The organism is Foetidibacter luteolus (assembly GCF_009650435.1).
GTDB classification, from domain to species: Bacteria; Bacteroidota; Bacteroidia; order Chitinophagales; family Chitinophagaceae; genus Foetidibacter; species Foetidibacter luteolus.
In genome coordinates, this window is record NZ_VVIP01000059.1 from 406,475 (window position 1) to 419,660 (window position 13,186).

General features: G+C 44.3%; 9 protein-coding genes. 4 read left to right on the forward strand and 5 right to left on the reverse strand.

Going from position 1 to position 13,186, the window contains the following annotated elements:
• Positions 1-50: 50 nt before the first annotated feature.
• The 3 genes from accD to F0364_RS20375 all read right to left on the reverse strand — a co-directional run bounded on the left by accD (position 51) and on the right by F0364_RS20375 (position 2,894).
• Positions 51-983: an acetyl-CoA carboxylase, carboxyltransferase subunit beta gene (gene accD, locus F0364_RS20365; RefSeq protein WP_153799643.1), complete on the reverse strand. Its 933-nt coding sequence runs from the start codon at positions 981-983 to the stop codon at positions 51-53.
• 316 nt (positions 984-1,299) lie between these two features.
• Complete coding sequence (locus F0364_RS20370; protein WP_153799644.1) at positions 1,300-2,148, reverse strand: transglutaminase-like domain-containing protein; 849 nt, start codon at positions 2,146-2,148, stop codon at positions 1,300-1,302.
• A 26-nt stretch (positions 2,149-2,174) separates the two neighbouring features.
• Positions 2,175-2,894, reverse strand: a complete 720-nt coding sequence (locus F0364_RS20375) for a proteasome-type protease (RefSeq protein ID WP_153799645.1) — start codon at positions 2,892-2,894, stop codon at positions 2,175-2,177.
• 396 nt (positions 2,895-3,290) lie between these two features.
• Here F0364_RS20375 and F0364_RS20380 point away from each other — a divergent pair, with 396 nt between their 5' ends.
• Positions 3,291-5,117: a T9SS type A sorting domain-containing protein gene (locus tag F0364_RS20380; protein ID WP_153799646.1), complete on the forward strand. Its 1,827-nt coding sequence runs from the start codon at positions 3,291-3,293 to the stop codon at positions 5,115-5,117.
• A 98-nt stretch (positions 5,118-5,215) separates the two neighbouring features.
• The gene (locus tag F0364_RS20385) at positions 5,216-7,384 is read left to right on the forward strand and encodes a T9SS type A sorting domain-containing protein (protein ID WP_153799647.1); all 2,169 of its coding nucleotides are present in this window, start codon (positions 5,216-5,218) and stop codon (positions 7,382-7,384) included.
• Between the two features lie 156 nt (positions 7,385-7,540).
• Here F0364_RS20385 and F0364_RS20390 read toward each other — a convergent pair whose 3' ends face one another.
• On the reverse strand, positions 7,541-9,211 hold the full coding sequence (locus F0364_RS20390) for a M1 family metallopeptidase (protein WP_153799648.1): 1,671 nt from the start codon (positions 9,209-9,211) through the stop codon (positions 7,541-7,543).
• 221 nt (positions 9,212-9,432) lie between these two features.
• Here F0364_RS20390 and F0364_RS20395 point away from each other — a divergent pair, with 221 nt between their 5' ends.
• Complete coding sequence (locus tag F0364_RS20395; RefSeq protein ID WP_153799649.1) at positions 9,433-11,043, forward strand: ABC transporter substrate-binding protein; 1,611 nt, start codon at positions 9,433-9,435, stop codon at positions 11,041-11,043.
• 34 nt (positions 11,044-11,077) lie between these two features.
• Here F0364_RS20395 and msrA read toward each other — a convergent pair whose 3' ends face one another.
• A complete protein-coding gene (msrA, locus tag F0364_RS20400) occupies positions 11,078-11,728 on the reverse strand; it encodes a peptide-methionine (S)-S-oxide reductase MsrA (RefSeq protein WP_153799650.1) in 651 nt (216 codons plus the stop codon).
• Positions 11,729-11,982: 254 nt separating this feature from the next.
• Between msrA and F0364_RS20405 the strand changes: the two genes are divergently transcribed.
• A complete protein-coding gene (locus F0364_RS20405; protein WP_153799651.1) occupies positions 11,983-12,486 on the forward strand; it encodes a GtrA family protein in 504 nt (167 codons plus the stop codon).
• Positions 12,487-13,186 lie beyond the last annotated feature (700 nt).

Consider the following 13,186-nt stretch of genomic DNA (forward strand, 5'->3'; position numbering starts at 1 on the left):
ATGGCCTGTTTAATTTTCTAAGCAGGCCATCTTGTATTAAATAATGTAGCTTAATTCTGAAACAATACCATTACCTGTTTCAGGCGTTCTTTCAGGGCCTTCCTGTCAATAATAAAATCCAGGAAACCGTGGTCCAGCAAAAACTCGCTGCGCTGAAAGCCTTCCGGTAAATCTTTTTTAATGGTTTCTTTAATTACACGCGGCCCAGCAAAGCCAATAAGAGCGCCGGGCTCGGCAATGTTTAAATCTCCCAGCATACCAAAGCTTGCTGAAATACCACCAAATGTAGGATCTGTTAGCAGGGAAATATAAGGCAGGCCTGCGTCGCTCAATTGGGAAAGCTTGCCGCTTGTTTTGGCTAACTGCATAAGGCTAAAAGCGCTTTCCATCATACGGGCGCCGCCACTTTTGCTGATAACCATATATGGCAACTGGCGCTCTATGGCATAATCAACAGCGCGGCTGAATTTTTCGCCCATAACGCTGCCAAGAGATCCGCCTATAAACTCAAAATCCATACAGGCCACTACCATTTCGCTGCCCAGTATTTTACCCACGGCCACACGCATACTGTCTTTTAAATCTGTTTTGGCGTGTATTTCATCCAGCCTTTTTTGGTAGGGCTTTAAATCAGTAAAGCCCAAAAAGTCTTTGCTGCGTATGTTACTGAAAAGTTCAATGTATTCGTTGTTGTCAAACAGTATCTCGTAGTATTCATCGCTGCCAATGCGGTGGTGATAATTGCATTTAGGGCATACGAACAGGTTTTCTTTCAGCTCCGTAGTAGTGCATATATAATTACATTCCGGGCATTTGCTCCACAAGCCCTCCGGTGTTTCTTTTTTTTCCGCTGTAGAAGTGGTTATGCCTTTTCTGAAACGCTTATACCATTTTTCCCGTGCCTCTGCCGTAGCGCCGCTATCCGGTTCACGGTTTTCCGCATTGCCCGATAAATTTGTTTCAATATCCTCATCTTTTTTCATAACAGACTCATTAGGGATTGTTGAAGAAGGCAAAAATAAGGAGTTTGGTGCATTGCGTCTTTTTTTCGGTTGCTTTTCAGGTTTTCCTGCACAGCAGCGTTAAAATTGCCACTTATGCAAAATATCATTATACTGCTGTGTTTTTACAGCAGAAGAATTTAGATACCAGCCACATCGTTTTATGGCATCACCTGTTGCGTCGCAATCCTTTCATCGTTCTGTTCATTGTGCGGCTTTTCAGCCCGGGTAGGGTAGAGACGCAATGCATTGTGGAGACGCGATGCATTGCGTCTCTACCTTGTTCGTCGTTGAAATTCTATTGGTAAGACAGCCCTTCCTGTTTACTTTCTTCGTAGTGATAAGGATTAAATTCTTTTTCCAGGCACTCACAGTTAACCACCATTTTATTGCAGATGGTGTTGCCGTAAATACTTGCTACGGCTGCATCTGCTGCATCCCGCCCATTGGCTATTTTAACAAGGCCGTTAAGGGGAACAAGTTTGGTGGGGTCAAAGAATATCCAGTTGCCGCCAATGTACGCTTCAAAACAGGCATGAAAATCCTGCGGTACTAACTGGTAAGCATATCCTGTGTAATAACGGGCAGGTATGGAAAGTGCCCTGCACAATGCAATACCCAGGTGGGCAAAGTCGCGGCATACACCAGCCCTTTCCGTAATGGTATCTATGGCAGATGTGCTGGCATTGGTACTGCCACTCAGGTATTCTACATTGTTATAAATCCATTCTGTGATGGCCAGTACTTTTAGGTACAGGTTGTCAATATCTCCAAATTCTTTAAATGCCAGTTTTTGAATACGGTCGCTTTGGCAATAACGGCTGGGAAAGAGGTAAGGTATCACATCTGTATCCAGTTTATCAACCGGCACTTCATCGGAGTGGCGCTTTTCATCCAGGATGATATGCCGTGTATCCACGGTTGCCTGGTAATTGATGGAGAAAGTAGTGGGCTTTTTTATGCGTATTCTTATAAACCTCGCATCCCCCGTGGCGGAAATAAATTCTTCCACCGGGAGTTGCGGGTTTACTACAAGCGATTCTTCTATAACTTTTTGACTGGAAGCCTTGGATACCTGTATATTGAAAATAAAGGTGCTGGGCATCAGAACCTGGTATTCCAGCTCACTGGAAACTTTAAATTTCATGTTGGATGTATTGATGGTTACAAAGATTACATTTTGTTAAGGGCGGCTTCCATCCAGTCTTCGGGAATTTCGTCCAGCGATTTTCGCAACTTCTCTGCCCACAGGCGGGAAATATTTTCCAGGTCACTGTATTCGTAGCGGGTTTCTACCATGTTAAAGCTGTTCTTCTGGTATAGCACAACATCTATCGGGAATTCCACATCGTTAGAGCTTACCCTTGTTGAGTCAAAAGACAGGTAACCAGCCTTAAGCGCCTGCCGTATGGAAGTATTTTCATTAACAACCCGGTTAAGTATGGCTTTACCCTGGCCGGAGTTGCCGATAATTACATAAGGACAGCCCTGGTCCAGCTCCACCCAGTTGCCTTCGGAATAAAGAAGAAAGAGCTTGTGTTCCTCATCTTTCTTTAACTGCCCGCCTACAATGGCATTCAGGTTAAAACGGTAGCCGGATTTAAGGAGCGCTTCATTATCCTCATTGGCAACACGTTTTATCTGTTCGCCAAAAGCGTTAACAGCCATATACATTTTGTCGTATATAATACCACCGCTAACCAGTTCCTGGAAGTAATGCACCGCCTTATCCCTTACAGAGCGCAGGCCGCTGGTCATGATGAACAGGCTGGCCTGCCCATCCTGGTGTACAGATACTTTCTTTTTGATGGTAGTGCTTGTACCTGCGGATATACGGGTGTCGGAAATACCTACCAGCCCTTCTTTCAGCTTTATTCCTAAACAATAAGTCATATATGATGATTGGCAGTGTATGTTATGCCATTATCGTGCCTTAGATAAAAGGGGAAAAAAGTCGCCACAGCCAACGCTCATTGTACAAGGTAACTTAACACTTATACATTATTATAACACGGTTATTAAAAAAAACGCACACTTATTAAATGCTGGTATTGGTTGGCATTATTTAGTTGTTTATTTGTTGCCGTTGCTATCGCCTAAAGTACACAACTCCTGCAATCGGAGTTTAACAGACGCCATCGCCTGTATTTAAAATCATATCCTTGTTTTTGTAATCCCCGTCTGAATATACAATAGCAATAATGCTTTAAAATATTGCTGCATTTGTAATAGGGGTATGCTCTACCCTGTGTAAATGCAGTATTCTTCATCACCTTAAAAAAAATTACTATGAAAGCAAAATTTTATCCGGCTATGATCATCGCCCTGCTCATTATCGCAAAGGATGTTAACGCCCAGGCCAATCAAAATCTTTCCAACCTGGTGTCACCCGTGGCGGTGAATAAAAACTTATCGCCTTTTGTAAACAATGGAATAAACCTGGGTACCCCGGATAAGGCCTGGAAAGACATCTACCTGGGAAGTGCGTTGTACCTCAAACAAAAACTCGTCCTGCACCAGGTAGGAACTACCAATTTTTTTGTGGGACCATTAGCAGGTAAGCCATCACTAACAGGAAGCTATAATACAGGCGCCGGTTTTTCTGCGCTGTCGTCCCTTACAGGCGGTTTGGGTAATACGGCTTATGGAAATGAGGCCTTGTTCTCCAATACCGAGGGTTTGTATAACAGCGCCGTAGGGTACCGGGCACTATATGCTAATACTTATGGTGGTGAAAACACGGCTATGGGAGTAAATGCGCTTAAAAACAATGTTGGGGGTATGAGTAATTCGGCATTTGGTGCATCCACGTTATCCAGTAACACAGACGGAGAATTTAATACTGCTGTTGGATATTATTCCCTTTTTGACAACATTGGCTCCAACAATACAGCAGTAGGCACATGGTCGCTGGTGTCGAATACAGAGGGGCAAGGCAACACTGCCGTTGGCTCAAGTGCTTTATATCAAAACGGGCATGGGAACGATAACACAGGAATAGGCACCGGAGCGCTTGTTTTTAGTGCCCAGGGCAGTGCTAATACCGCTGTTGGGGCGCAGGCTTTGGCCTTTAACCCGGGCGGAAGCTATAATACAGCCGTTGGGTGCAATGCGATTGGGGAAAATGCCCTTGACTACGATGATGCACAACAATACAACACGGCCCTGGGGTATAACGCGGGGGGCAGTACGGGCAACAGGTCTTTTAATACTTTTATAGGCGCCCAATCATCCGCAAACATAGGTGGATTGCAAAATGTTACTGCCATTGGTTACAATAGCCGTGTAACGGCTAATGACCAGGTACGCATTGGCAACGATAATGTTACCAGTATTGGCGGTTTTGTTAACTGGAGCACCATATCAGACGGCCGGTATAAGAAGAATGTAAAAAGCAATGTGGTGGGCCTTGCCTTTATTAATAAACTTAATCCGGTAACGTATAGCCTGGACATGAATGGGCTTGATGACAAGATGACTGTAAAGCAACATCGTATTAATCTTAAAATCAAAAACTACACGTTTAGGCAAGCTGAAATAGCTGCAGAAGACCAGCGGGCCATGGCCGAAAAGGGGAAAATAGTTTACAGCGGCTTTGTAGCCCAGGATGTAGAAAAGGCCGCTAAGGAAACCGGTTACGAATTCAGCGGCGTGGATGCGCCTAAAAATGATAATGACCTGTATGGGTTGCGGTATGCCGAATTTGTGGTGCCGCTGGTAAAAGCCGTGCAGGAACTTTCCAAACAAAACGACAAACTTTCTGAGCAGGTTGACAAGCTGTTACAGCAAAATGAAGCCATGCAACAGGAAATAACTGCGTTGAAGGGCAAAGCTTTGCCAGTTGTCTTTTCAGGCGCCTCGTTGGAGCAAAACACGCCCAACCCTTTTAGCGGTAGTACCGTGATTAATTACAGCCTGCCTGAAAAATTTAATAAAGCTCAACTGGTTATTTATGACGCGGCCGGAAAGGCTATCCGGCAAATAAACCTGGCCAGTCAGCAAGGCAAGGGGAGAGTTACCCTAAATGCTGCAAATCTTGCTGCCGGTGCATACAGTTGCAGCCTGTTGATTGATGGCAATGTAGCAGCAACCAAACAAATGGTAATGGCTAAATGATAACACACAGCCAATGTACCCAGATCATATTATTGTCACCATCTGTCTTCAACTGTTATCAATTGTAATAACAACCTGTATTATTTAAAAAGCAAAGTATGAAAACAAAATTTTATCCGGCTATGATCATTGCACTGCTGGTTAACACAAAGGATATTAATGCCCAGGCCAATCAAAATCTTTCCAACCTGGTGTCACCCGTGGCGGTGAATAAAAATTTATCACCTTTTGTAAACAACGGGGTTGATATAGGTACAAGCACCAAAGCATGGAGAGACATTTACCTTGGTAACGCACTGTACCTCAAAGGTAAACTGACGTTACACCAGGTAGGGGCAAATAGTCTTTTTGTAGGCCCTTATTCCGGTTCAACGGTCTCAGGCATTTACAATTTAGGCATAGGATTTTATGCTCTCTCGTCTTGTACAACAGGCTCTACGAATACTGCTGTGGGATATAGTGCTTTAAAATCCAATGTTCATGGCTCTGGTAATTGCGCTTTCGGGCATTTGGCTCTTTCTTCTAATAATAATGGCGAAGGAAACACGGCAATCGGCGAAAATACGCTTGGATATAATATTGGCGGTGCATACAACACTGCTTTAGGTGGACATGCGCTCTCTTACAATAGCGGTGGCTCCCTTAATACAGCAAATGGTTATTTCGCTTTAAACCACAATAGAGACGGAAATTTTAATACAACCAGCGGCAGCTATTCACTTTTTTTTAATAATACCGGAAGTGGAAATACGGCTAATGGCTATGAAGCAATGTATGAAAATGAAAGTGGTTCTTATAATGTTGCTTTAGGACCCAATACGCTATATTCCAATAGAAGCGGCAACCATAACATTGCTATTGGTAAAGATGCATTATCCTCTAACCAATATCATTCAGGAAATATAGCGATCGGAACATCAGCACTAAAAGCATATGGAACAAAAGGATGGGCGTCGCCAGGTACGGAAAACGTTGCAATAGGTAATTTTGCCCTTGCTGCAAATATAAACGGTATAGCTAACACGGCTCTCGGAACCCAAGCTTTGCCGGTAAATATTGATGGAACTGCCAATACTGCTTTAGGTAGTTCAGCACTGTGGGCGAATACAGGAGGTGAGTTTAATACCGCTGTAGGGGTTTCGGCACTTGGGGAGAGTATAATGGGACATTATAATACAGCAACGGGTGTTCATGCGCTTGGTCTTAATAAAGGAGGCCATTTCAATACTGCAGTTGGTCATTTAACTCTTTTCTGGGATGAATTCGCAACATATAATACAGCAATAGGTGATTATGCCGGTACTAGTACTTACTTCGATCCTGCAATAAATAGCGATTGCAATACTTTTATTGGAGCTCTTTCATCAGCTGGTCAAACGGGATTATCCAATTCAACTGCTCTTGGCTTTAGGGCGTTAACAACTGCCAGCAACCAGGTTCGCATTGGAAATGAAGAAGTCACCAGCATTGGCGGCTATGTAAACTGGACAAACATTTCAGATGGCCGTTATAAGAAAAACGTTAAGGAAAATGTGTCCGGCCTTGATTTTATTAATAAACTAAAGCCGGTAACCTATAACCTTGATATCAGCGGTATTCATGCCCGCTTTGCTGCAAACCGGCCGGGAAAAGAAGTGTCTTCTCATGGCCGTATCAGCAAATTATTAGGGAAAGAGAAAATGGAGTTGGCTGAGAGAAAACTGTCAACAGAAGAGCGAAAAGCTATAGCCGAAAAAGAAAAAGTGCTGTACAGCGGCTTTGTAGCCCAGGATGTAGAAAAGGCCGCTAAGGAAACCGGTTACGAATTCAGCGGCGTGGATGCGCCTAAAAATGATAATGACCTGTATGGGTTGCGGTATGCCGAATTTGTGGTGCCGCTGGTAAAGGCGGTGCAGGAGCTATCTCAGCAGGTGGATAAACTTTCTAAACAGAACGAAGCGCTGCAGCAGGAAGTTGCAGCCTTAAAAAGCGGAAGAAACACGGATTTGTCCGCAGGCTTACCCGGCGCATCCCTGGAGCAAAACACGCCCAACCCTTCTAAAGGAAGTACTGTAATAAGCTACAGCCTGCCCCAGCGGTTTACAAAGGCCCAACTGGTTGTGTTGGATGCCGCGGGAAAGAGTATTAAACAAATAAACTTAGCCACACAGCAGGGGAGAGGTATGATAACACTCAATACTGCCAGCCTTGCATCCGGGGCTTACAGTTACTCGTTAATGGTTGATGGCAAATTAGTGGCAACTAAAAAAATGATTCTGCAGCAGTAGTATTGAATAGTTTGTTAATGGTAATTGCGTTAAAGGGATGGGTATCGTTACCCATCCCTTTTTAATACCCGCTTAAATGCCGCCCAATGAACCAGCCGTACAAGTGAGTGACACAACGAAGCCGCCATGAAAAACCGGGCCTCCACTCCCAAAAATCTACTCTTTCTTTTTGGCGGTAACATAGTACAGCAATTGAATATTGGCTGCTGTTACCAGCTTTTGCTGCTCACTGCTTAAACGCATGGTTTGCCATTGCGTAGTGGGTGTAAATTTTATGCCTGCATTGTTATTGTGCAGTACAACCGGCAGGTTAAACCCTTCAATACAATTGCTCCATTTATAGTGCATCTTTTTGCCGCCATTGGAAAAATAGTACTCTAAAACAGGTATAGATGTGTTGCGCAAATACTGGTCAAACACCTTGCTGAAATTAATGCCGCTTTGTTGGGAAATATAGTCTTCCACCTGTTTGGTATCTACAGTCTGGTGCCAGAAAGTTTTATTAAGGCCGCGCAGTATGTTCCTGAATTTTTCATCATCGTTAATAGCATGGCGCAGCGTGTGTATAAGATTAGCACCCTTGGGGTACATGTCGCCGCTGCCCTCGCGGTTAACGCCATACATGCCTATGATGGGCGTTTTATTTTGTATGCCTTTGCGCTGGCCATAATTGTACTCGTTGGCCGCGTCTTTACCGCTCTGGCATTCTGTAAAAAGGGTTTCGCTGTAATCGGTAAAACCTTCATGTACCCACATATCGGCAATATCGTTGCTGGTTATATTGTTGGCAAACCATTCGTGGCCGCTTTCGTGAATAATGATGTAATCCCACTTAAGCCCCCAGCCTGTGCCGGAAAGGTCTTTGCCCAGGTAACCATTCATAAACTTATTGCCATAAGCCACGGCGCTCTGGTGTTCCATGCCCAGGTGGGGCGATTCTACCAGCTTGTAGCTGTCCTCATAAAAAGGGTAGGGGCCAAACCAATGTTCAAAGCAGGTAAGCATAGGTTTTACCTGTGTAAATTGTTGTTTGGCTTTTTCAAGGTCTTCTTCCAGCACCCAGTAGCTTACATCAAGGTTGCCCAGTTCGCCGTTAAAAGTCTCCGTAAAGTTTACATATTTGCCTATGTAGGGTATAACATTGTAGCTGTTAATGGGGTTGGTAACCTGCCATGTATAAGTAGCCAGCCCGTTGTTTTTTACCGTGTTTACCAGGCGGCCATTGCCCACGGCAACCAGCGTATCAGGAACAGTTATGCTTAACACAGCGCCGCTATCGGGCTCATCGCTTTGGTGGTCTTTACAGGGGTACCAAACACTGGCCCCCAGGCCCTGGCAGGCAACACTCATCCATGGGTTGCCGGCGGCATCTTTTTTCCAAATCCAGCCGCCATCCCATGGTGGGTTAATGGCTTCTCTCGGTGTGCCGTGGTAGCTGATGCGCATGGTTCTGGGGCCGGGTTTTATTTTGTATTTGGCCAGCGTATCCCTTACATACACATGGCACACATTGCCCTGTTGTTTATAAGCCAGTGTGCCGTCTTCTCCATAAATGCTGTCTATAATAAGTGGCTGTTGCAAATCAATCTGCATAACATATACGCCACTGTCGTAATAGGTAATGGTATTTTTAGCGGTAATGCTTTTGGTGGTGTAATCGGGTTGCACCCATATATCGTACTTCAATACATTCCAGCGCAACCTTTCGGTGGTAATGGAGCCACGCAGTGTATCTTCATGGGCAAAAACGGTTTCATGGTTTAATATCTGGGATTGGCAGGCCGTTACGCTTGCCAGCGTTGCTAACAGCAGTAAATACTTCTTCATAAAATAAAAATAGGATATTCGGATATATGAATGATAAGAATGGGTGCAATTCAGCTTTTCGTGTAAATACAATCAACATTTTTTGGTGTCCGGCTGCATATCTATGTGGCATCGCCTGTTGCGTCGCACTACGTTCATCGGTAACAATTCTATTTAGCTTTTATCTAAGCGTAGTTTATGCCTTTCAGAAATATACCGGCATTACCACCCCGATAAGAAAAATGTGCAAGGCATTGGCATTGTGTGCTGTTTTGGCCTGCTGTGGCTGCAAAAATCATACTGCTTCAGGTGGAAAAGTTTTCAGTTATAACGAAACAACGGGTATTGCCACGTTAGACCCTGCTTTTGCCAAGAACCAGTCTGTTATGTGGGCGGTGCACCAATTGTACAATACACTTACAGAAGTAGATACAGGCCTTAATATTGTGCCATCGCTGGCAACGCATTGGGAAATAAGCCCCGACAGGCTTACCTACACCTTTTACCTGCGCACAGATGTTTACTTTCACAACAATGCGGCTTTCGCAGGCGGTAAAGGGCGCAGAATGGTAGCTGCGGATGTGGCTTACAGCCTTGGCCGCATCACAGATGCCAAAACTGCCAGCAGCGGCGCCTGGATATTCAATAACCGTATTGCCAATAAGGGCTTCGAGGTGTTAAACGATTCCGTTTTCCGTTTAAAGCTCGCCAGGCCTTTTCAGCCCATACTGGGTATACTCAGTATGCAGTATTGCAGCATTATTCCGCATGAGGTTGTAGAAAAATATGGAACTGACTTCCGCCGTAATCCCTGTGGCACCGGCCCATTTCAGTTCAAATTTTGGGAAGAGGGGCAGGCGCTGGTATTAGAAAAAAACACCGCTTACTGGCAAAAAAATGCACAGGGCAACAGGTTGCCGTTTATTGACGCGGTGAAGATTAGCTTCTTTGACAATAAGGCAACGGAGTTTCTCCAGTTCCGGCAGGGGCGGCTAAGTTTTATCAATGATATTGACGCGTCTTTTAAAGACGAAATACTCACTAAAAGAGGCTGTTTGCGCAAGGAATGGCAGGGTAAGTTAACGCTGCAAAAACATGCCTACTTAAATACTGAATACTTTGGCATATTGGTGGATGAATCCAACCGGCTGGTAAGCAATAGCCCGCTGCGAATAAAAGCCATCCGCCAGGCAATGAACTACGCTTTCGACAGGCGAAAGCTGATGATGTATATACGCAACTCTATTGGCATACCGGCCGAAAGCGGCATGGTGCCGGATGGGCTGCCTTCCATGAATGTGCAAATGGTAAAAGGCTACACTTATAATCCCTTAAAAGCAAAGCAATTGCTACAGGAGGCTGGTTTTGAAAACGGTAAAGGCCTTCCCGCAATTAAGCTGCTAACCATTCCTGTTTACGAGGATATTGCCAGTTTTTGCGCCAGGCAAATGGAAGAAGTGGGCATAAAAGTTCAGGTAGAAATAGTGCAGAAAGCATTGTTGCTGGAGCAAACCGCAAAGTCGCAGGCTTTGTTTTTTCGTGGTAGCTGGATTGCCGATTACCCCGATGCGGAAAACTACATGGCTATGTTTTACAGCAAAAATCCCGCACCGCCCAACTACACACGTTATAAGAATACAGAATTCGACAGATTGTATGAACAAGCCCTGGAAGAAACCAGCGATTCGCTCCGCTATAGTTTATACCGCCGTATGGACCAACTGGTAATCAACGATGCCCCGGTTATACCTGTGTGGTACGATCAATCCATTCACCTTTTACAGCCAACTGTAACCGGGCTGCAGGAAAATGCCTTAAACCTGCTGGAACTGCGAACCGTAAGGGTTCAATAAAAAAGGAGGCTGCAGGGCCTCCTCTTTATATAAGTTAATGTTTTAGCTTATCCTTAAACACTTTTTCAAATTTTTCCAGCTTGGGCTGAATTACATAGCGGCAATACATTTGGTTGGGGTTGCTGTTATAATAATTCTGGTGGTAGTTTTCCGCTGAATAAAATTTTGTATAAGGCTCCAGTGTGGTAACAATTGGGTCTTTGTAAGCGCCACTTTTATTAAGTTCATCTATGTAATGCTGTGCTTCTTCTTTTTGTTCTCCGTTATGGTAAAAAATAGCGCTGCGGTACTGTGTGCCCACATCGTTTCCCTGCCGGTTTAATGTGGTGGGGTCATGTGTTTTCCAAAAAACTTCCAGTAATTCGGCATAAGTTATTTTGCTGGGGTCGTATAAAACCTGGCAGCATTCCGCATGGCCGGTCCGGCCGCTGCAAACCTGTTCATAAGTGGGGTTGTCAACAGTTCCGCCGCTGTAGCCGCTGATAACTTTCGCCACGCCATCCAGGCGCTGAAAAACCGCTTCTGTACACCAGAAACAACCGGTGCCAAAGGTAGCGGTGTCCATTTCCGCTGTAAACGATGCCATGTATCTATCCTCCAATAAACTTTTTTTCTGATTGTTCTGTTCCACGCAGGAAGTGAGAGAGAGCAGCGCCGCGAATGCGCCGCTAAGCCAGGTGCCCATACATCTTAATTTTATCAGCATATACGCAAATAGCTAAGTTTAGTTTGTGTGGCAAGGTTAATTAACATTGTTGTAGCGAATGAGGGGGTTAGCCATACATCCGGCGGACAATATAAACACAATATCCGCAAAGGCCACATAAAACGGCACAAAGTTATGTAACGTGGCTGCTTGGCAGGGCAATGGCTGTATTGATTTTACCTTTTTTAACAATCCTGCATTATCTTCACTTCATTATCTTCGCCCCTTAAGAAATGAAGAAGCTTCACCTGCATATAAAAACAACCATTCTTTCAATAGTTGATTTTTTCTACCCGCCTTTCAGCCGGTTTATTCCACAGCAAACATTCCGTTATGCGGCTTGCGGGGGCACTAACACGGCGCTGGATATATGCCTGTTTTTTATATGTTATAATTACATCCTCAAAAAGCAGAACCTGAACCTGGGCGCATTTACCTTAAGCCCGCATATCGCATCTTTTTTTCTGTCCTTCTGCGTAACTTTTCCGTTTGGCTTTTACTTAAGCCGGTATGTAATTTTCCAGGAATCAGATTTAAAGGGGCGCATACAGTTGTTCCGCTATTTTGTGGTTATCATGGGTTGCATTTTCCTTAACTACGTTTTCCTCAAACTGTTTGTTGATCACCTGGGCTGGTACCCCACGCCATCCAAAATGCTTACTACAGTGTTTGTGGTTATTTTCAGTTATGTAAGCCAAACATATTTTTCCTTTCGTAAAACTGAAACGGGCGAATAAGGTTAAGTACGAAGTTTGAAATACGAAGCACTTTTTTGTGTAAGATGTTTGATGTTGTATCAATGCCGTTGAGTTAAGAAACGGATATCAGGTAGAGCTTGTCGAAACCGTTTTATGTCCCTTGCTTTTTACGCATCCCACTGTACATTGAGCAGCTTTTCAGCCCCGGGCAGTGTGCCGCGCTATAATAATAACCAATGCCGCACAACTGCCAACATTAAACTTTGAGCAAAAGAACATTGAACAATTGCAGCCTGCTGCCCATTGCCGCGTAAAGAACCAACCGTACAATCCATCATGCAATTTTAAGTGCACACAGGCCAATGAAGATGAAAGGTGCTGAAGCGAGCCTATAAAAACATGGTTTTTTGTTCTAATTTTGGGAACAAAAACAATGGCCTACAGGGCTGCTTTGTAATTTAAAATATAAAGGGACGGCACTCTTGTAATAAGACTTGACGTACAATCTGCCACGACTCTCCGGAGTACACAGGCATAGGCAACTCACTGTAAAAGGTGACATGGCTTGCAGAGGAAGAATCAATTATTTAAAATCCACGTATCCATTTATTGTTGTTTTAGCTGCTGCCAGAAAAAATCATTATTTTTTTGGAGATGATTATGTTTTGCTACCACAGTGGTTTTAGCAGGCTAAAGCCTTGCTAAAACCACAATCTTCAGAGGAAGAGTGCGACGCAAG